This window comes from Micromonospora sp. NPDC049282, assembly GCF_043197045.1.
GTDB lineage: Bacteria > Actinomycetota > Actinomycetes > Mycobacteriales > Micromonosporaceae > Micromonospora.
In genome coordinates this window covers 126,184-147,445 of the sequence record NZ_JBICSL010000015.1, presented here as the reverse complement: position 1 = coordinate 147,445, position 21,262 = coordinate 126,184, and the positions used below count along the sequence as shown (strand labels likewise).

Here is a 21,262-nt window from a genome sequence, read left to right as displayed (position 1 = left end):
CGTGGCGGGGTCCGGGAGGGTGTCGGTCATGACGTTCTGACGGACCGCACCCCGCCGCTTCCCGCACCCTCTCGACCGAAACGAGCGTCCGTGCCTGCCACCGTCTCCGTCTTCTCCTCCCCCGGCAGTTGGATCGAGTCCGCCGCGCTCGACCAGTGCCACCAGGTCGCCGCCCTCGACGGGATGGCGCACGTCGCCGCCATGCCGGACCTGCACCCCGGCAAGGGCGCGCCGATCGGCGCCGCCATGTCGTCGACCGTGCTCTACCCGTTCCTCGTCGGCTCCGACATCGGCTGCGGCATCGCGGTGTTCCCGATCGCGCTGCGCCGGGCCGTGCCGGAACGGCTCGCCGCCCGCTTCCCCGACCTGGACCGCGCCCTGCACCCGGACCGGGACGCCGACGACCCGGCCTGGTCGGTGCTTTCCGGCGACGTGCCGGCCGGGCACCTCGACGGCCTCGGCACGGTCGGGCGTGGCAACCACTTCGTCGAGCTGGCCCGCGTCGGCGCGATCGAGGCGCCGGAGCACGCCGGCCGGCTCGGGCTGGCCACCGGCGACCTGGTGCTGGTGGTGCACTCCGGGTCGCGCGGGCTGGGCGAGAAGATCCTGCGGGAGCACACCGAGGCGCATGGCGCCGGCCCCGCGCCCGACCCGGATGCCTACCTGTCCCGGCACGACGAAGCGGTGCGCTGGGGCTCGCTCAACCGGCGGCTGCTGGCCGCCCGGGTCGCCCACGCGCTGGGCGCCGAACCCACCGAGCCGGTCGTCGACCAGTGCCACAACCTGGTCGAACCGCGCGACGGGCACTACCTCCACCGCAAGGGCGCGGCCCCGGGCGACGGCCGGGACGTGCTCGTCGCCGGCACCCGGGGCACCCCGTCCCACCTGGTGGCCGCGCACGCGGGCGCGGCGGCCAACCACTCGGTGGCGCACGGCGCCGGCCGGAAGATGTCCCGCGCCGACGCGCTGCGCCGGGGCAGGGCCAAGCACACCGTGGAGGAGCTGCGCCGCACCCCGGTCGGGTCGCTTGTGGTGTGCGGCGACCGCCAACTGCTGTTCGAGGAGGCGCCCACCGCCTACAAGCGCATCGAGCAGGTGATCGGCGACCTGGTGGCACACGACCTCGCCACCCCGGTCACCACCACGGTGCCCCTGGTCACCTACAAGACGCCGGACGTCGTACCGGCCCGCCGCCGGGGGCGACGGTGACGGACCTCTTCCTGTCCGCCGGGCGTGGCCCGCAGGAGTGCGCCTGGGCGCTGGGCCGGCTGCTGGACCGCCTGGAGGCCGACGCCGCCCGGCGACGTCTGGACACGACCCGGGTCGAAACCGTGCCCGGCGACCGGCCGGGCACCTGGCGCTCGGCGCTGGTCCGGATCTCCGGCGCCGGGGCGGAGGCGTTCGCCGCCGGCTGGACCGGCACGCTCTGCTGGCAGGCGTCCAGCCCTTACCGGCCGAGCCACGGGCGGAAGAACTGGTACGTCACCGCCCGGCCGCACCGGGCCGACGTGGTGGTGACCCCGTTCCACGAGACGGACGTCGAGTTCACGCCGTGCCGCACCGGCGGGCCCGGCGGCCAGCACCGGAACAAGGCCAGCACCGCCGTCCGGGCGACCCACCGCCCGTCCGGGCACGTCGTGGTGGTGGACACCGAACGGCAGCTCCACCTCAACCGCCGGATCGCGGTCGACCTGCTGCGGCGGCGGGTCGCCGAGGACGACGAGGCGGCCCGGCGCGCCGGCACGACCGCCCGGTGGCGGATCCACGACGAGTTGGTCCGCGGCGACCCGGTCCGGGTGGAACGGCCGTGACGCGCACGTTCCTGCGGCCGGACGACGTTCGTGACCTGGTGCGTGACCGGCTCGGCGCGGACCGGCGGGTCACCGCGCTGGACCGGCTCGCCGGCGGCACCCGCAAGGGCGTCTACCGGATCGGGCTCGACGACGGGACGACCGTGGTCCTGTACGTCTGGTCGCCGCGGGAGAACTACTGGCCCGATGCGGAGACCGTCCCGGACGACCCGTTCACCGAGGCGTCCGGCCCCGAGCTGTTCGCCGCCAACCACGCCGCGCTCACCGCCGTCGGCGTACGCGTGCCGCACCTGATCGGCCGCGATCCCGCCGGCCGCCACCTGGACGCCGACGTCGCGCTGGTGGAGGACGCCGGCGGGATGACGCTTGAGGCGTTGCTGACGCGCGACCCCGAGCGGGCGGCCGAACCGCTGGCCCGGCTCGGGGACGCGCTCCGGCGGATGCACACCACGTTCGGCCCGCGTTACGGCCGGCTCACCGACGCCGCCCGGAACGCGGCACCGGCCCGGCCCGCCGAGGACGTGGTCCTGGACCGCGCGCTCGGGCACCTCGCCGGGGCGGCGGCCCGGGACCCCCGGCCGGCCGCCGCGCGGGACCGGATCGCCGCCCACCTGCGCGGGCTGCGCGGCCGGGTGCCGGCCCGGCGGGCGTACGCGCTGGTGCACGGCGAACTCGGCCCGGACCACGTGCTGGTGACCCCGGCCGGCGAACCCGTGATGATCGACATCGAGGGTCTGACCTGGTTCGACGTCGAGTGGGAGCACGCCTGGCTGCGGCTGCGCTTCGGCGCGACGTACCCGGCGCTGCGTCCGGTCGCGCTCGACGCGGACCGGCTGGAGTTCTACCGGTACGCGCAGGTGCTGTCGCTCATCGACGGTCCGCTGCGGATCGCCGAGGGCGACTTCCCGGACCGGCGGTGGATGCTCGACCTGGCCGAGCGGAACATCGCCGAGGCGCTCGCCGCGCTCTGAGCAGGCTCGGTCGCACCGCGTCACGATGAGGTCTCAATTGTCACGGATGAACGCTCGGTGAACGATCCGGGTGTTGACGGCCGGGCGACCCGGTCATTGAATTTCGACGTGGCGAGCTGCCCCCGGTGCGTGGCGAGCACACCGGCCGTCTGCGGGGGCGGGCCGGTCGCCCGATCCCGCGACCATCGCCGGGCACCCGCCCGGCGCCCGCCCCGGCGGGCCGCCCGATGACCGAGCGCCGCCGGCGCACGCTGCTCAGCGCGGCGCTGCACGCCGTGTCCCACGCGGTCGCCGTGGTGTACTGCCTGGCGACGCTCACCGAGCCGCACCGACCGATGATGCTCGGGGCGTACGGCTGCGGCCTGGCCGCCGGCGTCGCGGGCTCCTGGGTCGCGACCCGGGTGACGTCGAAGACCTGGAGCTACCGGGTCTCCTCCACACTGCTGCTGATCACGGTGGTGGTGGCCACGGTGGGCGCGCTCGCCGACGGTGGCGTCTCCTCACCGGCCGCGCTGGGCTTCCTCACCACCGCCGTCTTCGTCGCCAGCTACACCCCGCAGTTGCGCCTGATGCTGGGCTTCGAGGTGCTCATCGTCGGCACCTATCTCCTGGTCGCCGTCGCCGGACCGCCCGCACCGCGCGGTCACGTCTTCGTCTACCTGTCCGGCATGCTGGTGCTGATCTCGGTCTGCTCCACCCAGACCCGGGCGCTGGCCCGGCAGCGGTCGCAGCTGCGTACCCTGGCCTCGCTCGATCCGCTGACCGGCGCGCTGAACCGGCGCGGGCTGGCCGAGCTGGCCCGGTTCCTGTTCCGCACCGGGTGCCGGCCCGCACCGTCCCTGCTCTGCCTCGACCTGGACGACTTCAAGCTGGTCAACGACCGTCTCGGGCACGCCGCCGGAGACGATCTGCTGCGCCGGGTGGTGACCGCGACGCGCGAGGTGCTGCGCGGCGGTGACGCCATCGCCCGGATCGGCGGCGACGAGTTCGTGGTGGTGCTCGCCGACGCCGACGAGCAGGCGGCCCGGTCCACCGCGACGCGGATCGAGGCGGCGCTGCGGCCACTTACCGCGGTGAGCGTCGGCACGGCCACGGCGCCCTCCGACGGGGACACCCTCGATCGGCTCCTGCACGCCGCCGACCAGCGCCTCTACCGGGTCAAGCAGCAGCGTCGCCGGGCCGCCGGGCGGCTGCTCGCCGACGGCGGCGGCTGACCGGAGCCGGACGCCTCCGGATTCCTCCTCCCAGGCTGGGCCCGGCCCAGTCGGGCACGCCGCCCGCGACCGGATACGGTGGGCGCGGCAGGGAGGGGTCGGATGCGACTGCACGTCGGGTGTGCCATGTGGACGCACCGGTCCTGGCCGGGGCAGGTCCTGCCGGCCCACGAGCGGCTGCGGGCGTACGCCGGCTGGTGCGACGCGGTCGAGGGGAACACCACGTTCTACGCGACGCCGGCCCGGGAGACGGTGGCGTCCTGGGCGGAGCAGACCGGTCCGGACTTCCGTTTCCTGCCGAAGCTGCCGAAGGTGGTCACGCACGAGCGCCGGCTCACCGGCGGTGAGGCCGAGCTGCGGGCGTTCCTGGACGCGATGGAACCGCTCGGGCCCCGGGCGGACACCCTCTGGGTGCAACTGCCCGGCTCGTTCGGCCCGGGTGACGTGCCCGACCTGGACCGGTTCCTGCATGCCCTGCCCGCCGGCCACCGGTACGCGGTCGAGGTCCGCCACCCCGCGTTCTTCACCGACGCCGACGCGGTGCGGGCGTTGGCGCGGACGCTGGGGCGGGCCGGCGCGGAGTGGATCCCGTTCGACACCACCGCGTTCTTCCGCACGCCGCCGACCAGCGACGCGGAACGGGAGGCGTGGACGCGCAAGCCGCGCCTGCCGCTGCGCACCGAGGCGCTGACCGACCGGCCGGTGGTGCGCTACCTCGGCCGCGACGACCCGGCCGCGACGGTCGAGGGCTGGCAGCCGTGGCTGGACGTGGTCACCGGGTGGCTGCGCGAGGGCCGCTCGCCGACCGTGTTCGTGCACACGCCGGACAACGCCGACGCCCCGGACCTGGCCCGCCGGTTCCACGACCAGGTCCGCGCCCGCCTGCCCGAGTTGGCGCCGCTGCCCGAGCCGACCCCGGTCGGCCCGGCCACGCTGTTCTGACGCCGGCCGCGCGCGCTCACCCTTGGGTGCGGCTGTCGTCGTCCCAGCTACCACAAGCGCACCCAGAGCCCATCGGACCTACGGCCGCCGAAGCGTCCTCGCGTCGCACGCCGGTTCAGGCCGGCGTGCGCGGCACGCAGCACCATGAACCGGGGCCGCCGGCCGGTTCCCGGGACTCACCGCCGTCCCGGACCTCGACGCCGACCCCGGGTCGACACGAACTGGTAGGACATGGCCGCGAACCCGGGATCACCCAGCAGCCGACGGAACGCCTCCAGTTGGCCCGGCGACAGCCCGGCGTCGAGCAGCTCCGGTTCCAGCTGGCGGGAGTTCGTGCCGTACAGCGAGACCCCGAGCGAGCCGCCCGGCCAGCTCTGCGCGTGGCTGACGGTGTCGATGTCGACCAGGCCCGCGGCGGCCAGCTCGGCGTGCACGTCCTGCGCCCAGCCCAGGTCCGCGCCGTGGCTCTGCAGGATGCCCAGCATCGCGTCCGTCACCTGGGCGAAGAGCTTCGCCGCGTCGTCGCTCGGCGCGGTCAGCACCCGCAGCGGCGCGGTGCAGTCGAACTCCTCGACCACCAGCCACCCGCCCGGGGCCAGCGCGCCGGCCAGGGTACGCAGGACCCGGCGCCGCTCCGGCAGGTGCAGCAGCACCAGCCGGGCGTGGATCAGGTCGAACGCGTCCCCCGGCGGCGGCTCCCGGCGCACGTCGTGCCGGCGCACGTCGAGGTTGGCCGCCGGCCGCAGGTGCGTCACGTCGAGGTCGGTGGCCACCACCCGGCCGGCCGGGCCGACCGCGGCGGCCATGGCCCGGGCGACCGAGCCGCCGCCGGCGCCGACCTCCCAGCACCGGGCGGCGTCCGGGGCGAGCAGCGGCCCGGCGATCCGGCCGGTGGTGATCGGGTCCAGGAAGGCTTCGAGCGCGTGCAGTTGGGGCACCGCGTCGGCGGCGCCGGTGTCGAAGGCGTAGTCGGTCTCGGGGGCGTCGGTCGTCATCGCTCCTCATTCCTGTCGCGGTCGGTCGGTTCGTGGGCCCGGTACGTGGGGCAGCCCGGGCCCGGGCCGGGAGGCCGGTGGCTCCCCGACCGCGGCGACGCTGAGCAGCGCCGCCACCGCGCCCGGGTCGGCCCGGGCCTCGTCGGCCGGCCGGTCGTAGACGACCCGGCCGTACTCCAGCACCGCGAGCCGGTCGGCGACCTCGACCGCGTGCCGGATCTGCTGCTCGACCAGGAGCACGGTCGTGCCGGCCCGGGCCAGGGACCCGACCAGCTCGCGTACCCGGGCGGCCAGGTCGGGCGCGAGCCCCTCGCACGGCTCGTCGAGCAGCAGCACCCGCGGCTGGCCGAGCAGCGCCCGGGCGATCGCCAGCATCTGCTGCTCCCCGCCGGAGAGCTGGTCGCCGCGATGCCGCAGCCGGGCCCCGAGCCGAGGCAGCAGCTCCAGCACCCGGGCGACGGTCCAGCCCTCCCCGCCCGGGGTCGCCGCCCGCCACGGCGCCGCGGCCAGGACGAGGTGCTCGGCCACGGTCAGCCGGGAGAAGACCCGCCGGCCCTGCGGCACCAGCCCCACCCCGGCGCGGGCGATCCGGTGCGGCTGCCGACCGGCGACCGGCACCCCGCTGATCTCGATCCGCCCGGCGTGCGGCCGGACCAGGCCGGCCACGCAGTGCACGAGCGTGCTCTTGCCGGCGCCGTTGCGGCCCACCACCGCCTGCACGGCCCCGGGCGGCACGTCGAGGCTCACCTCGTGCAGGACGGTGCCGCCGGCGTAACCGGCGCAGAGCTGTTCGATGCGCAGCATCACGTCACCCCCTCCGCGTACGCCTCCCGGACCGGGACGGACGCACGGATCTCGGCGGGCGACCCGGTGGCGAGCGTCCGGCCGTCGCGCAGCACGGTCACCGTGTCGCAGAGCGCGTAGACCAGGTCCAGCCGGTGCTCGACCAGCAGCACCGCGACCGCGCGCGGCAGCCCGCGCAGGAACTCCGCCAGCCAGCCGACCTCCACCGTGGAGAGCCCGGCGGCCGGCTCGTCGAGCAGCAGCAGCCGCGGCCGGCCGGCCAGCGCCACGGCGATCTCCAGTTGCCGGCGCTGCCCGTGGGCGAGTTGCCCGGCCGCGGTCGCGGCGAGGTGGGCGAGGCCCACCCGGTCGAGCAGCGTGTCCGCGGTGCGCCCGGCCGCGCGCCGCCGGGCCGTCGGGTGCCACCGGCCCGCCCGCTCGGCCCGGGGCAGCGCGGCGACCAGCACGTTCTCCCGGGCAGTGAGCGAATCCCAGACGGCGGGCCGCTGGTGGATCCGGCCGACGCCACGCCGGGCTCGGGCGGCCGGGCCGAGCCGGGTGACGTCCCGCCCGGCCAGCCGGATCCGGCCACCGGCCGGCCGGGCGGCGCCGGCCACCACGTCGAGCAGCGTGGTCTTGCCCGCCCCGTTCGGCCCGATCAGCGCGTGCCGCTGGCCGAGCGGAACGCGCAGGTCGACCGCGTCGAGCGCGGTCAGCGAGCCGTAGCGCACGGTGAGCGCCTCGGCGGTGAGCAGCGGCGTCATGTGCGTACCCCGCTCATGGCGGCCGGCCGGGGCGCGTCGGCGGCGTGCGGGGTGGACGCCCGGTTGCGCCGGCCCGCCGGCCGGGCGGGCCGGGCGGTGGGCAGCAGGTGCGCGGCGACGACGAAGGCCAACCCGAGCACCAGCGGCGCCTGCCCGGGCAGCGCGCCGAACAGCCAGTCCCGGGCGGCGACGACGAGCACGGCGCCGACCAGCGCGCCGCCGACCGAGGCGGTGCCCCCGACGACCACGCCGAGCAGCAGCAGCGCGGAGGTGTCGAACCCGAAGTCGGCCGGCGAGACGTACTGCTGGGCGGTGACCAGCAGCGAGCCGGCCGCGCCGGCGATCGCGCCGGCCGCGACGTGGACGCCCGCCACCTGCGCCGGAACGCGGTGCCCGCTGGCCCGCAGCCGCGCCTCGTCGTCGCGGCCGGCCCGCAGCAGCAGCCCGGCCCGGGTCCGCAGCACCAGCAGCACCAGGCCGGTCAGCACCGCGACGACCACAAGCGTGTAGAGGTAGCGGGACCGGTCGGTGGCCAGCACCGGCAGCCCCCACAGCGGGCGGGTCGGCGCGATGCCGGCCAGCCCGTCGGTGCCACCGGTCACCGAGGTCCACCGCCCGGCGAGGACCACCGCCAGCTCGCCGATCGCCAGCGTGATCATCAGGAGCACCACCCCGCGGGCGGGCAGCACCAGCGGCAGCGTCGCCACCGCCAGCGCCGCCCCGGCCGTGGCCGCGACCAGCAGTTGCACCGGCCCGACGTCGGTCAGTTGGCCGCCGGCCACCGCGCCGGCGTACGCGCCCGCCGCGTAGGGCGCGGTCTGGCCGAGCGTGGGCAGCCCGGCGACGCCGGTCAGCAGGGCTACGCCGACCGCGACCAGGCCCAGCGCCAGCGTGCGGGCCAGCAGCGCCACGGTGTAGTCATCCACCGCCCAGGGCGCGGCGACCAGACCGGCCAGCACCACCGCGGCGACGGCCACCCGCAGCACCCGCCCGGCCCGGCCCCTCACGTCGCCCCCCGCACGGCGACCAGACGCGCGGCGACCAGACCGGCCAGCACCACCGCGGCGACGGCCACCCGCAGCACCCGCCCGGCCCGGCCCCTCACGTCGCCCTCCGCGCCGTGGTCAGGCCGCGGGCCCGGATCGCGAGCACGACCGCCATGGCGGCGAAGAGCAGGAACGGGGCGGCCGACGGGGCGAGCGCGACGCCGAGCGTCTGGATCTGACCGACGGCCAGCGCGGCGAGCAGCGTGCCGGTCATCGAGCCGAGGCCGCCGAGGACCACCACGACCAGGGAGAGCAGCAGCACCGCGTCCGCGGTGTCCGGCCCCGGGCCGATGATCGGCGCGCCCAGCACGCCGGCGGCGCCGGCCAGCGCCCCGGCCGCGGCCAGCACGCCGACCCGGACCACCGCCGGGCTCACCCCGAGCGTCGCGACCATCTCCGCGTCGTCGACCGCCGCCCGCACCAGCATCCCCGCCCGGGTCCGCCGCACCACCAGGTGCAACAAGCCGGCGAGCACCGCGGCCACCACGATGAAGACCAACCGGTACGCCGCATAGCGGTGCCCCGCCACCGCCACCGACCCGTCCAGCGCGGCCGGCACCCGCACCGGTGGGTCGTCCGGGCCGAACGCGGCGACGAGCAGGCTCCCGCCGGCCAGCGCGACGCCGAAGGTGAGCAGCGCCTGGGTGAGGTGGCCGGCCGTCGCGACCCGGGTGAGCAGCACCGCGACCAGCGCGCCGGCGGCGGTGGCGGCGCCCACGCCGACCGCGAACGCCAGCGCCAGGCTGGGCCAGCCGCCGTCCAGCAGCGCCGCGGCGGTGTAGCCGCCGACGGCGAAGAGCGTGCCGTGCGCGAGGTTGAGGATGCCGGCCACGCCGAAGCAGAGCACCAGCCCGGCCGCGGCGACGAACACCAGCAGCCCGTAGGCGACCCCGTCCAGGGCCGGGACGACGTAGGGGTCGACCGGCACGCCGGTCATCCCCCCACGGTGGCGAGGTCGCCGACCACGGTGTTGGACAGCGCCCGCCCGTCCTGGCGGACCTGGCGCAGGTACCACTTCTGCACCGGCGCGTGGGTGGTCGGCGAGAACTGCCAGGTGCCGCGTGGGCTGGCGATCTGGCCGAGTTGGCCGATCGCCGCGTTGATCTTCTCTGGGGTCGCGTCGTCGCCGGCCGCCGCGATCGCCCGGTCCAGCACCGCCGCCGCGTCGTAGGAGGCCATCGCGTACGTCGTCGGTGAGCCGTCGTGCTCGGCCTTCCAGGCCGCCACGAACTCGCGGTTCTGCGCGTTGTCGAGGTCGGGCGAGTAGTTCAGCACCGAGTAGATGTCCCGGGCTGCGTCGCCCTGCGCGTCGAGCACCCCGCCCTCGGTCAGGAAGCCGGCGGCGTAGAGCGGCACGTCCTTGATCTCGGACTGGGCGTACTGCTTGACGAAGTCGACGGCCGCGCCACCGGCGTAGAAGGTGTAGACCGCGTTCGCGCCGGAGGCCTTGATCCGGGCGAAGTACGGGGTGAAGTTGGTGGTCGCCGGGAACGGCGTGAACGTGGTCTTGCCGTCCGGGTTGGCCAGCTTGCCGCCCGCGGCGGCGAACGCCTCGGTGAAGCCGCGCAACTCGTCCCAGCCGCCCTGGTAGTCCGGGCCGATCGCGTAGACGCTGCCCTTGACGTCCTCGCGCACGTGCGCCGCGATCGCCTCGCCGGGCTCGTCCGAGAGGTAGGAGGTGTGCCAGACCCGGGACACGTCCTTGAGCTCCGGCCGCCCGTTGGAGCCGACGAACGGCACCTTCGTCTCGTTGAGCAGCGGATAGACCGCGGCCACCGAGCCGCCGCCGACGATGCCGGTGAGCGCCACCACCCGGTCCTGCTTGAGCAGCTTGGTGGCGGCGGGCACGGCGGTCGCCGCGCCGTTGCCCTCGTCGGCGACGACCAGCTCGACCGTGCGGCCACCGAGCTTGCCGTCGTGGCCGGACAGGTAGAGCTGGAAGCCGTCGCGGATGTCCTTGCCGACCGACTGGTAGGTGCCGGAGAGCGACGCGAGCAGACCGATCTTGACGGTGCCGCCGGAGCCGGCGGCCGGGCCGCCGTCGGCGCAGGCGGGCGCCGCGAGCAGAACGAGGGCGAGCAGCGCCGCGGTGCGGGCACGGCTGCGCCGGGGCAGGGTCAGGGACATGGTGTCTCTCCTGTGTCAGGGGGTGAGGATCCGGCGTGCTGCCGGCGGTCAGCGGCTGCGGCTCAGCGCCGCCCGGGCCGCGGGGGTGAGCGCGTCGCCGATGCGGTTCGCCAGCTCGGTCATCTCGTAGGAGACCTTGCCGACGTCGCACCGCGGATCGGCGAGCACGAGCAGTGAGGCGCCGTCGTTGAAGGCCATGGAGAACATGAAGCCGCCCTCCAGCTGGGTGACGTTGGAGATCACCGCGCCGGCGTCGAAGAACGCCGCCGCGCCGCGCAGCAGGCTGACCAGCCCGCTGCCGGTCGCCGCCAACTGGTCGGCCCGGTCCGGTGGGAGGCCGCGGGTGGCGGCCACCATCAGACCGTCGCTGGAGATGGCGATGGCGTGGGTGACCTCGGTGGCGCGCTCGGCGAAGGCGTCCAGCAGCCAGCCGAGATCCTGGTGGTCGGTCACGTGCGCTCCCTTGTCGGGTCAGTGGGTGATCAGGTTGGCCCGGCGGCCGGCGACACCGCGGGCGTAGGCGGCCATCGCGGTGGCCACCCGGGCGGGGTCACGGTGCTCGGTGGCCTGCCGGGGCGCCGGGACGCCGCCGGGCACCAGGTGCTCCTGCGGCTGCCGGCGGGGCAGCCCGGACGTGGTGGTGCCGGCGACCCGGGGCTCGTCGGAACGCGTCGCCGTGCGCCAGGCGTCGTCGGCGGGGCCGGCCCACGACGTGCCGTCGCCGTCCGGCCGGTCCGCCTGGAACCAGTGGTTGACCTGGTGGAAGATGACCAGCTCCTCGGTCGGCGCGTCGCCCGGGCCGGGGACCGCCGCCGGCTGGAAGACCGGGGCGACCGGGAGCGCCCGGTCGGCGGCCGGGCCGCCGGCCCACGGCTGCGGGGCGGGCCGCGCCCCGGCGGGCACGATGGTGGCCCGCCCGGTCGGGGACGCGAGGGTGGTGCGGGCCGTCCGTCGGGACGGCCGCTCGGGGGTGAGCAGGAACTCCTCGGGCGGCAGCGGTCGGGTCAACGCGGCCGGGAGCGCCACCTCGGCGATGGTGCCGCGACGTGGCCCGGAGCGGAGCTGGACGGCGGCGCCCAGCCGGGTGGCGAGCTGCCCCACCACGACCAGACCCATCGCCCGGACGGTGGCGACGTCGATGGCGGGCGGCTGGGCGAGCAGGTCGTTGAGTTGCTGCCGCCGGTGCGGGGGCAGACCGACGCCCTCGTCGCTGATCTGCACGATCACCCGGTCGCCGAGACTGCGTCCGGTCACCCAGGCCTCGGTCGCCGGCGGCGAGTAGCCGGTGGCGTTCTCCATCAGCTCGGCGAGCAGGTGCACCACCTCGTCGACCGACTCGGCGGCCACGGCGACGTCGCCGTCCACCAGACCGAGCCGGATGCGGGCGTAGTGCTCGATCTGGCTCTGCGCGGCCTGGAGCACCTGGGGCAGCGGCACGTCGTGGTGGCGGACCCGCCCGACGCCCACCCCGCCCAGCACCAGCAGGCTGGCGTTGATCCGCCCCATCCGGGTGGCGAGATTGTCCAGCGCGTAGAGCTGGTGCAGCCGGTCCGGATCGGTCTCGTCCCGCTCGACCCTGTCGACCTGGGCCAGCACGGCGTCGACCAGGCGCTGCTCCCGCCGGCTGAGGTGGATGAAGATCTCCGCGGTGTTGGCCCGCATCACCGCCTGCTCCGCGGCGGTCCGCACGGCGGCCCGGTGCACCGCGCTGAACGCCTGCCCGACCTCGCCGATCTCGTCGTCGCCGGAGACCTCCAGCGCGTCGACGGCCTGCCGGCGGGCCAGTTCGTCCGGGTCCACCGAGGCGCTGTCCGGCTCCTTCAACCGGGCCACCACCTGGGGCAACCGCTCGAAGGCGACCGCGTTCGCCGCGTCCCGCAGCCGGCGCAGTCGCCGGGTGATCTGGCGCGCCACCGCCCAGGTGACAAGCGCGGTCAGCAGCAGGGCCAGCGCGGCGGCCGCCGCCTCGACCACGGTGCGCCGGCGTTGCTCGGCGTGGGCGGCGCGGATGTCGTCGAGCACCGCGCCGTCGACCCGCAGGCGCAGCTCGGCCAGGCGTACCGCCCACTGCTGGGTGGCGGTGAGCCAGGTGCCCAGGTCGAGCTGGAGGCGGTCGCCCGCCGCCGTCCGGGCCACCTGGTCGAGGAGACGTTGCAGCCGCAGCGCGTTCTCGCCGCTGCCGGCCTGCTCCCACCAGCCCTGCCAGCTCGGCCGGGCCAGTGCCAGGAAGGCCAGCGTCGCCTCGGTGAAGCCGGTCCGGGCGGCGGTGATGTCCTGCTGCAACGCGGGCGTCACCTGACCGGCGGTGACGGCGCGCAGCACGGCCACCTGTTGCTGACCGACCGCCTCGGCCACCTTGGACAGCGCGGCGGAGGCCCGGATGCCGTCCGCGATCCGGGGCTCGACCACGCCGAGGGTGACGCTCTCCCGCAGGCCGAGCAGGTCGGCGATGACGATGCGGTAGCTGAAGGTCATCGCCGACACCGAGGCGCGCTCGGCGGTGCGTACCTGGGCGCGCAGCGGGGCGAGGCCGGCCAGCGCGGCGTCGATCCGCGGCAGGACGGCCCGTTCGGCGGCGGCTCCGGTGGGCACCTGGGCGCGCTGCCGGCGGTATCCGGCCACCGCGGCGTCGGTGGCGCTGGTGGCGTCGGCGAAGGCGTCCTGCTGGGCGGGGGTGCCGCGGGTCAGCAGATCGGCGGCGACGATCCGTTCGTGCTGGAGGCGGTGCGCCAGGCCGCCCGCCTCGGCGCCGAGCTGGGCGAGTTGGCCGAGGTCGCTGGCGCGGGCGGTCTGCCGGGCACTCTCGGTCAGGGCCAGCCCGGCGAAGCCCATCACGGCGACGAGCGGGGCCGCCACGATGAGGCGCATCCGGCCGCCGATGCGCCACCGACGGCGGCGGGTCGGGTAGGGTCGGGCCGCGTGGGACCTCGTGCTCGACGCCACTGCTGACTCCCCGCACTGATCGGCAAAGTTCTATCTGCATTTGCGGATTGCACGTCTCATTGCGCCGGAAGCCATGCGTCGAGGCCAGACCCGACCGTGGTACAAACAGGCCGTACCAGCATCTGTACCCAGAGTTGGCGACGCCGGTGACCGCCCCGGCTCCGGGCGTCGAGCCCGGTCAGCGCCGGTCCACCGCCGGCGGTGGCGGCCCGTCGGGCTCGGGCTGTGCGAGCACCTGACCGATCAGCTCCCGCAACTCGTCGATCGCCGCCACCACGGCCTGCGGATCGCGCGGGTCGCGCCGCACGGCCGGCGCGCCGGCCGGGTCCGGCCGGGCCACCTCGCCGAACCGGGGCCCCCGTCGGCCGTCCGCCGCCAACTGCTCCGCCGCGACCTGCGGCCACAGCTCGCACAGCCGACCGCCGGTGGCGAGCACGTCGTCGCAGCGGACGGCGAACTCCTGGCTGCCGAACCGCCGGCCGGACTCGACCGCGGCGACCGTCTCCCGGCTGAACCGCACCCGCTCGGCCAGCGCCCGCTGGGTCAGGCCGCGCCGGGTCCGCCAGCGGCGCAGCTCGGCACGGAACTGGTGGCTGGCGGCGGAGGGAGCGGCGTTCGACGCGGGCGTGCGATCCATGTGCTCACCTTCGCGACGCCGGACCGGCATCGGCAGCAGATCGAGGGCGGGTGATTACCGGACGTTCGCAGGGGGTCATTCTTAACCCACCGGCGCGCGGGTGTGAAGACGCGACTGCGCTGCGTGTCCGCCCGCGTCTACCGCCCGGCACCCCCATCGGCACGCGTCACGCCACCGGCCGGTGGCCGGACGGCACCGCCGCGGCGACGGTGACCGGCAGCGCCCGGTGGGCGCGGAACGCCAGGTTGGGCCGGAAGGCGCGGTGGTGCCCCGGCGCCGGCCGCAGGTCCGGCAGGGCCGCGGCGAGGCGGGTGAGCGCGGTGCCCGCCTCCAGCCGGGCCAGCGCCGCCCCGATGCAGAAGTGCGGGCCGTGGCCGAAGGAGAGATGCTCGTGCGCGTCCGGCCGGTCCGGGTCGAACCGGTTCGGGTCACGGAACGCCGCCGGGTCCCGGTTGGCGGCGCCGATCAGCAGCAGGCAACGCGCCCCGGCGGGAATGGTGACCCCGCCCAGCGTGACCGGCCGGTTGGTCACCCGCAGCCAACCGTCGATCGCGGGCGCGAAGCGCAGCGTCTCGGTGAGGAACGCCGGCACCCGCTCCGGGCGCTCGGCGAACGACCGCCACCGGTCCGGTTCGGACAGCGCCCCCTCCAGCGCGTGGGCGAGCAACCCGGCGGTCGTCTCGTGGCCGGCGACCAGCAGGTTGAACACGATGCTGGACACCTCGGCGGTGGTCAGCACCTCGTCGTCGCCGTGCCGGTACGCCAGCAGCTCGCTGACGTAGTCGTCGCCGCCGCCGTCGAGCCGGCGCCGGACGAGGTCCTGGCAGTAGCGCCAGAACTCCAGCAGCCCGCCGGCCAGCCGCACCTGCTCGGCCGGGTCGGGCCGGCCCCAGATCAGGGCGATCTGCCCGTCCGCCCAGGCCCGGATCCGCGGCACGTCGCGCGCCGGCACACCGAGGATGTCCAGCAGGACCAGCAACGGCAGTTCGGCGGTGAACTCGGTGACGAGGTCGACCTCCTCACCGGCCCGGGCGGCCAGCCGCGACACCAGCTCGTCCACCCGACGGCGGACGATCCGACCGTAGCGCTGCTCGACCCGCTCCGGGGTGTTGGCGAACGTGACCCGCAGCGCCCGGCGGGTCCGTGGATGCACCGGCGGGTCGGCGGCGGCGGTCGTGGGCGGCGCGTCGATCTGGACGACCAGGGCCAGCGCCTCCGGGCAGACGTCGTAGACCGGGGCGAGGGTGAGGGCGTTGCCGAACGACCGCGCGTCGGCGAGCGCGCGCCGGACGTCGGCGTGCCGGCTGATCAGCCACAGCCCGAGTTCCTCGTCGTGGTGCACCCCGCCGTCGAGCAGCCGGGCCCAGACGCCGGCCGGGTCGGTGAGATACGCTCCCGCGAACGGATTCAACCGCATGACCGCCTCCTGCGCTACCGACCACTTTCCTTACCGTGCGCTACCGGGCGAACACGCGTCAAGATTTGCCGGCATCAATCTATTTCTGCCGCTTTTCCGCAACTTGCGCCCTGCTCCTTGCCCTTTTCAACGACGCTGGGCGCCGTGTGAGGATGCGAGGATGCAAGCGGTGGTGTTCGACGAGTTCGGTGGGTGGCCCGAGGTGCGGCAGGTGGCCGACCCGGAGCCGGCGCCGGACGGGGTGGTCCTGCGGGTCGGCGCGACCGGGCTGTGTCGCAGCGACTGGCACGGCTGGCAGGGACACGACCCGGACATCCGGCTCCCGCACGTACCCGGGCACGAGTTCGCCGGCGTCGTCGCGGCGGTCGGCGCCGGGGTACGCGGCTGGCGGCCCGGCGACCGGGTCACCGCGCCGTTCGTCTGCGCCTGCGGGCGGTGCCCCTCCTGCCTCGCCGGCGACCAGCAGGTCTGCGAGCGGCAGACCCAGCCCGGCTTCACCGGCTGGGGCTCGTTCGCCGAGTACGTCGCGGTGCGGCACGCCGACGTCAACCTGGTCCGGCTGCCGGACGAGGTGGACGACGCGACCGCCGCCGCGCTCGGCTGCCGGTTCGCCACCGCGTTCCGGGCCGTGGTCGCCCACGGCCGGGTCGCCGCCGGCGAGTGGGTCGCGGTACACGGCTGCGGCGGGGTGGGCCTGTCCGCCGTGATGATCGCGGCGGCGGCCGGCGCCCGGGTGGTGGCGGTGGACGTCGCGCCCGCCGCGCTGGAGCTGGCCGGGCGCAGCGGGGCCGCGGTCTGCCTGGACGGGAGCGCGCTCGGCGGCCCCGGTGAGGTGGCCGCCGCGGTCCGGGACGCGACCGGTGGCGGCGCCCACCTCTCGCTCGACGCGCTGGGCAGTCACGCCACCTGCGTCGCCTCGATCGAGAGCCTGCGCCGGCGCGGCCGGCACGTGCAGGTGGGGCTGCTGCCCGCCGCGCGGGGCCGGCCCGCCCTGCCGATGGAGCTGGTGATCGCGTACGAGTTGGAGCTGCGGGGCAGCCACGGGATGCCGGCCCACGCCTACCCCGAGCTGGTGCGCCTGGTCAGCGCCGGGGTGCTGCGCCCCGGCGAGTTGGTCACCGGCGCCCTCGGGCTGGCCGAGGCGCCCGCGGCGCTGGCCACCATGGACCGTCCGACGACCGCCGGGATGCGACTCGTCCACCCCTGACGACCGCGGGCCGGCCCGGCGCCGGAGGAACCGACGCGGACCGGCCCGCGGGCCGACCGGCTCAGCCGGTGACGGTCACCGACACGGTACGGGGCGGCTGCTGGTACTGCCCGTAGTTGTCCATGCCCCGGATCGTCACCGTGTAGGTGCCGGCCGGGACGACCGGAGACGTGTACGCGAAGTTCGACCCCGGCGAGCCCGGGCTGGTGAGGAACGTCGCGATCCAGGTGCCCGCCCGGCCGAACGTGCCGGCCGCGTTCATCCCCTGCCCGGCGCTGTTGGTGATCTGCACCTCCACCCGCTGCATCCCGACGTCGTCGACGGCCCGGCCGGACACCACGATCCGGCCGCCGGGGTAGACCTGGCCCTCGACCGGCGTGATGCTCGGCTCCAGCCTCGGATCGAGGTCACCGGGGTAGACGAGGTACTTCGCGGTGGCGCCTGCGGTCGACCCGTCCTGCTGGCCGGCCGTGTCCACGGCCCACGCCTCGACGCTGTACGTGCCCTTCGTGGGCAGGTCGACCGAGAGCGTGAACGCGGTGCTCGTGGCGTCGGGCTTGGCGAGCGTCGCGTCCACGGTGGCGAACGCGGCGGCCATCGTGCCGTTGGGCTGCACGTACCGGCCGGTGTCCAGGTCGCGCAGCGCCACCCGGACCGCCCGGACGCCCTTGTCGTCGGTCGCCGTGCCGGCCAGGTCCAGGTGCAACCGGTCGACGTTCTGGTCGGTTCCGGTGAAGCTGAGCAGGCCGTTCGGGAAGGCGTCGCCGGGCACCTGGGCGGTGACCGTGAGCCGGCCCAGGTCGCCGGTGGCGGTGGTCAGGTCGAGCCGGTCGGTCGCGCGTACCCGGAAGTCGTAGACGCCGGGGGTGAGCGGCACGGTGGTGAACGACCAGTCGAACGTCGCGGCGTCCAGGTTGAGCGGTGAGATCCGGTGGTACGCGGCCACCGAGTCGGCGCCCCAGGTGCCGTCCGCCGCGAGCGCCTCGCGGGTGGTGTTGTTGCGCAGGTAGATCTCGACCGACTTCAGGGCGTCCTCGTCGCGGGCCGTGCCGGCGAACGTGACCCGCGCGCCCGGGGCGACGGTCAGCGGCGCGGCGGCGGTCGGCGGGGTCATCGCCACCGGGGCGGTGATGGCCACGGTCGGCGGGACGCCGTTCGCCGAGACGGTCCAGTCCCGGTCGTCACCGCGCAGGTCGCTCTGCCCGGTCGTGTCGACCGCGGTGGCGCTCATCTTCCACTGCCCCTCGGCCGGCAGCGTCACCTCGTACTGCCAGGTGGTGGACGTCGCGCCGATCACGTCCGGCTCGCCCCGGAACGTGTTGTAGACCGCCGCCACGGTGCCGTCGTCCTGCAGGTAGCGGTTGTCGGGGGTGCGGAACGAGTAGATCAGCGAGCTGACGCCCTTGTCGTCGGTGGCGGTGCCGCTGGCCACGAAACTCTTCGTGGCCAGCAGCCCGGCCGCGGGCGCGGTGATCCGGGTCGACGGCGGCAGGTCGTCGAAGCGGAACGCCTCGATCTTCTTGACCGCCTTGGTGGTGTCGCCGGCCCCGTCGCGGCCGAACGTCTTCGCCTGGATCTGGTAGACCCCGGCCGGCAACGACACCGGCAGGGTCCAGGCGGTGGAGGTGGCGTTCGGCGCGGCGAGCGTGGCGTTGAGGCCCTTGAAATCGCCCCAGGTCTTCAGGTCGGCCTGCAGGTAGCGGCCGGTGTTGCGGTTCATGACCTCCACCTGGACGCGGGCCACGCCGGCCGGGGCGAGCCCCTGCCCGCCGAGGTCGAACGTCTCGCCGGCCGGCTTCACCGCGCCCTCGATCGGGGTGGTGATCGTGGTGTCCAGCGACGACGGCGCGGGCAGGGTGGACAGGTCGAAGAAGGCCACCCGACCGGTGGTCTTCCCGCCCTTGACGTTGCCGTCGCCGCCGACGAGCAGGCCGCGCGAGGTGGCCAGCATCGCCTTCTCCCCCTCGTACGAGTCGGAGCCGGGGTTCCACTCCAGCGCGGTGCCGGTGGCCGGGTCCAGCGCGCCGAGGTGGTCACGGCGGACCACCTGGTCACCGAGGCCGTAGCCGCTCAGCCCCTGGCCGGTGCCGTAGCCGACGTTCTCCAGGCCGGGCCAGGGCACGTTCGAGGTGGGTGACTCCTGCCAGCTGAAGTGCCCGCCGACGTAGACGGCGGTGGCGGTGATGGCGACCGAGTAGATGCTGTCGAAGTGCCGGGAGATCCAGAGCGGCTCGACGTGGTCGTTCCCGGTCAGCGGGTACGCGATGGCGGTGTCGTTGATCGGCGGCCGGTCGCCGCCCGAGCCGCTGGTGACCACGAAGTACGAGTCGTCCGGCGCGATGTCGCCGGCGAAGACGCGCTGGATGCCGCCGACGAAGGAGAGGTTGTCCTCCCACAGCCGGGTACGCCACGGCAGCAGCGCCTTGCTGGCCGTACCGATCAGCGCCACGCCGTAGCGGTCCTGCCCGGCGATCTGGCGGCCGGTGTGCACCACCAGCAGCTTGCTGCGGTCGTGGGTCAGCTTGAGCTGCTGCACGGTGAGCAGGCCGCCGACGCCGATGCCGCCGGTGAGCGGCAGGTTGAACGCGGTGTCGACCGCGCCGGTGGTCGGGTTGACCGCGGCCAGGCCGCTGCGGGCGACGCCGTTGACGGTGGTGAACTGACCGCCGACGTAGACCGCGGTGGGGCTCACCGCCAGCGCGGTCCCCCGCGCGCTCGCGTTCGCGGTGAACGCGGTGACCGGCGCGCCAGTGGTCGGGTTGAGCCGGGCCACCTTGCGCTTGGTGACGCCGTTGATGGTGTTGAACGAGCCCGTGATGTAGAGCGACGACCCGTCCGGCGACGCCTCGACGGCCGCCACCGCGCCGTCGATGGTGGGCCGGAAGCCGGTGTCCACCTTCCCGGTGTCCAGGTTGTACGCCGCCAGCGACCGCTGCGCGACGGCCGTGCCACCGACGTTCGAGATCGACGTGAAGGTGCCGGCGACGAAGACGCGGTTGCCGATCACCTCGATGTCGGTGATCCCGCCGTCGGTGATCCGCGGGGTGTCGGTGCGGGGCGTGGTCGGCATCAGCCGGGTGTCCCCCGGCGTCACCAGCGCCCTGGTGGCGACCGTACGGGCGGCGCCGAGCGCGGCGCTACCACCGGAGGTCCGGACACCGGTACGTCCGGTGGCGCCGGCGTCCGCCACGGTGACGGTGGCGGCGAGCGCCGGCACTCCCGCCACCACGACCGCGCCGGCGGCGAGCACCGCGACCGCGCGACTCCAAACTCGCATCGAGACAACTCTCCCTGTCCGCCCGGACGGCGCTCTCGGGTGACTCCCGGCGCATCCCGTCCGCGTGCCGGACGTCACCGTAGGAGGCAAGGACTTCTCGCGATACGCCGCCGCACCGGTTATCGACCGCTCGACATCAATTCCGGCCGCACGGCGATCCGGGTCCACCGATCGGCTGGTGCAGGGCAGCCCGGCGGTTCCCCGACCGGCCGATCGGGATCGGACACACGACCGCGCGGGCCACCCCTCGGTGGCCCGCGCGGCGCGCTCGATGTCAGGCGACTACGGCGTACCAGTTGTTGAGGTACTGCTCACAGCCGCTGTCCCGGCATCCGGTGCCGGCCGGCGCCCAGAGGTGGAAGTGCACCGGCCACTTCGAACTGGTCTGGCCCGTCCAGTACACGTTGCGCTCGTACCCGTCGCATCGGACGTCCTGCTGGACCCGGACCCCGTTGCCGTTCTCCTCCCGGGCCACCAGGTTGATCTTCCAGGTGCCGGCGGTGGCGCTGGTGCACCGGTAGCGGTAGGTGTGGTTGGTGCCGGTCCAGCTACAGCTGCGGAAGGAGTAACCGTTGCCGTTGACGGTGTAGTCGCTGGTGGCGTGAACCCGACCGATGGACCACGATTTTCCGACCGAGACGGTCACCCGAAAATCATTCTCGGAACAAAGATTGTCCGCGTACACGGCCGCCTGGGCGGGCGTGGCGCCTACCGCGATGGTCGCCGTTACGGTCACTGCGGCAGCAATCACACTTCGCCACCATAAACGCTGTCGTCGAATCATGTGGTCCTCTCCCCGTCGAATGCCTTACACGACGCTATTTCATCGATGATCACCTTGTCATCAGCCGAACGGCCACTGTGGATCAAAGCTGTCCGGCCTCGACAGAGCTGCGGTTTCCGCAGGTAGAAGGGCTGCCGACGGCATCGCCGCGACCACCTGGAAGGCATCACCTGACGGAACCGGCATACCTGTCCACAGTGCGGCGTAGACGGCACCGGAGCCGATGACCGGCAGGTCCGACAACACCAGCCGCACCCCATCTCGGACTAAGATCGCAGGCGGACCGCAATCGCATTTCTTACCGGCCTCCGAGAATTGGCCGAACGTGTCGCGCGGGCCGCCGG

The 21,262-nt window shown here is 75.0% G+C and carries 19 protein-coding genes; 6 read left to right on the top strand and 13 right to left on the bottom strand.

Translation table 11 applies throughout. The features are described from left to right. Positions 1–36 precede the first annotated feature (36 nt). The 5 genes from ACGFI2_RS23270 to ACGFI2_RS23250 all read left to right on the top strand — a co-directional run bounded on the left by ACGFI2_RS23270 (position 37) and on the right by ACGFI2_RS23250 (position 4,938). Complete coding sequence (locus ACGFI2_RS23270) at positions 37–1,209, top strand: RNA ligase RtcB family protein (protein WP_393520678.1); 1,173 nt, start codon at positions 37–39, stop codon at positions 1,207–1,209. Beyond that, entirely contained in the window at positions 1,206–1,811 is a 606-nt protein-coding gene (prfH, locus tag ACGFI2_RS23265) for a peptide chain release factor H (RefSeq protein WP_393520599.1), read from the top strand. The genes ACGFI2_RS23270 and prfH overlap by 4 nt, the downstream gene beginning before the upstream one ends. After that, positions 1,808–2,782: a phosphotransferase family protein gene (locus tag ACGFI2_RS23260; RefSeq protein ID WP_393520597.1), complete on the top strand. Its 975-nt coding sequence runs from the start codon at positions 1,808–1,810 to the stop codon at positions 2,780–2,782. The genes prfH and ACGFI2_RS23260 overlap by 4 nt, the downstream gene beginning before the upstream one ends. Positions 2,783–3,009: 227 nt before the next feature. Continuing rightward, positions 3,010–3,996: a GGDEF domain-containing protein gene (locus ACGFI2_RS23255; protein ID WP_393520595.1), complete on the top strand. Its 987-nt coding sequence runs from the start codon at positions 3,010–3,012 to the stop codon at positions 3,994–3,996. A gap of 126 nt (positions 3,997–4,122) precedes the next feature. Further along, positions 4,123–4,938 (top strand): DUF72 domain-containing protein, encoded by an 816-nt coding sequence (locus ACGFI2_RS23250; protein ID WP_393520676.1) that lies wholly within the window; start codon positions 4,123–4,125, stop codon positions 4,936–4,938. A gap of 176 nt (positions 4,939–5,114) precedes the next feature. Here the strand turns inward: ACGFI2_RS23250 and ACGFI2_RS23245 are convergent, their stop codons facing one another. From ACGFI2_RS23245 to ACGFI2_RS23200, 10 genes are all read right to left on the bottom strand, one after another. Next, a complete protein-coding gene (locus tag ACGFI2_RS23245) occupies positions 5,115–5,933 on the bottom strand; it encodes a class I SAM-dependent methyltransferase (protein WP_393520593.1) in 819 nt (272 codons plus the stop codon). 6 nt (positions 5,934–5,939) lie between these two features. After that, a complete protein-coding gene (locus ACGFI2_RS23240; protein ID WP_393520591.1) occupies positions 5,940–6,737 on the bottom strand; it encodes an ABC transporter ATP-binding protein in 798 nt (265 codons plus the stop codon). After that, a complete protein-coding gene (locus ACGFI2_RS23235) occupies positions 6,737–7,480 on the bottom strand; it encodes an ABC transporter ATP-binding protein (RefSeq protein WP_393520589.1) in 744 nt (247 codons plus the stop codon). Before ACGFI2_RS23235 ends, ACGFI2_RS23240 begins: the two co-directional genes overlap by 1 nt. Continuing rightward, a complete protein-coding gene (locus ACGFI2_RS23230; protein WP_393520587.1) occupies positions 7,477–8,487 on the bottom strand; it encodes a branched-chain amino acid ABC transporter permease in 1,011 nt (336 codons plus the stop codon). Before ACGFI2_RS23230 ends, ACGFI2_RS23235 begins: the two co-directional genes overlap by 4 nt. A gap of 94 nt (positions 8,488–8,581) precedes the next feature. Next, a complete protein-coding gene (locus ACGFI2_RS23225) occupies positions 8,582–9,463 on the bottom strand; it encodes a branched-chain amino acid ABC transporter permease (protein WP_393520585.1) in 882 nt (293 codons plus the stop codon). Further along, entirely contained in the window at positions 9,460–10,653 is a 1,194-nt protein-coding gene (locus tag ACGFI2_RS23220) for an ABC transporter substrate-binding protein (RefSeq protein ID WP_393520583.1), read from the bottom strand. Before ACGFI2_RS23220 ends, ACGFI2_RS23225 begins: the two co-directional genes overlap by 4 nt. A 48-nt stretch (positions 10,654–10,701) precedes the next feature. Continuing rightward, positions 10,702–11,106, bottom strand: a complete 405-nt coding sequence (locus ACGFI2_RS23215; RefSeq protein WP_181567524.1) for a roadblock/LC7 domain-containing protein — start codon at positions 11,104–11,106, stop codon at positions 10,702–10,704. Between the two features lie 18 nt (positions 11,107–11,124). Next, the gene (locus ACGFI2_RS23210) at positions 11,125–13,521 is read right to left on the bottom strand and encodes a nitrate- and nitrite sensing domain-containing protein (RefSeq protein ID WP_393520580.1); all 2,397 of its coding nucleotides are present in this window, start codon (positions 13,519–13,521) and stop codon (positions 11,125–11,127) included. Positions 13,522–13,774: 253 nt separating this feature from the next. After that, positions 13,775–14,233: a helix-turn-helix transcriptional regulator gene (locus ACGFI2_RS23205; protein WP_393520578.1), complete on the bottom strand. Its 459-nt coding sequence runs from the start codon at positions 14,231–14,233 to the stop codon at positions 13,775–13,777. Positions 14,234–14,399: 166 nt separating this feature from the next. Continuing rightward, positions 14,400–15,650, bottom strand: coding sequence for a cytochrome P450 (locus ACGFI2_RS23200; RefSeq protein ID WP_393520576.1), 1,251 nt, complete (start codon positions 15,648–15,650; stop codon positions 14,400–14,402). Positions 15,651–15,810: 160 nt separating this feature from the next. Here ACGFI2_RS23200 and ACGFI2_RS23195 point away from each other — a divergent pair, with 160 nt between their 5' ends. Next, positions 15,811–16,857: an alcohol dehydrogenase catalytic domain-containing protein gene (locus ACGFI2_RS23195; RefSeq protein WP_393520574.1), complete on the top strand. Its 1,047-nt coding sequence runs from the start codon at positions 15,811–15,813 to the stop codon at positions 16,855–16,857. Positions 16,858–16,918: 61 nt separating this feature from the next. On the opposite strand, the gene ACGFI2_RS23190 is transcribed toward ACGFI2_RS23195, so the two are convergent. The 3 genes from ACGFI2_RS23190 to ACGFI2_RS23180 all read right to left on the bottom strand — a co-directional run bounded on the left by ACGFI2_RS23190 (position 16,919) and on the right by ACGFI2_RS23180 (position 21,164). Next, positions 16,919–20,134 (bottom strand): hypothetical protein, encoded by a 3,216-nt coding sequence (locus tag ACGFI2_RS23190; protein ID WP_393520572.1) that lies wholly within the window; start codon positions 20,132–20,134, stop codon positions 16,919–16,921. Positions 20,135–20,408: 274 nt separating this feature from the next. Continuing rightward, entirely contained in the window at positions 20,409–20,780 is a 372-nt protein-coding gene (locus ACGFI2_RS23185; RefSeq protein ID WP_393520570.1) for a hypothetical protein, read from the bottom strand. 198 nt (positions 20,781–20,978) lie between these two features. Further along, positions 20,979–21,164, bottom strand: coding sequence for a hypothetical protein (locus tag ACGFI2_RS23180; protein WP_393520568.1), 186 nt, complete (start codon positions 21,162–21,164; stop codon positions 20,979–20,981). Positions 21,165–21,262: the final 98 nt, after the last annotated feature.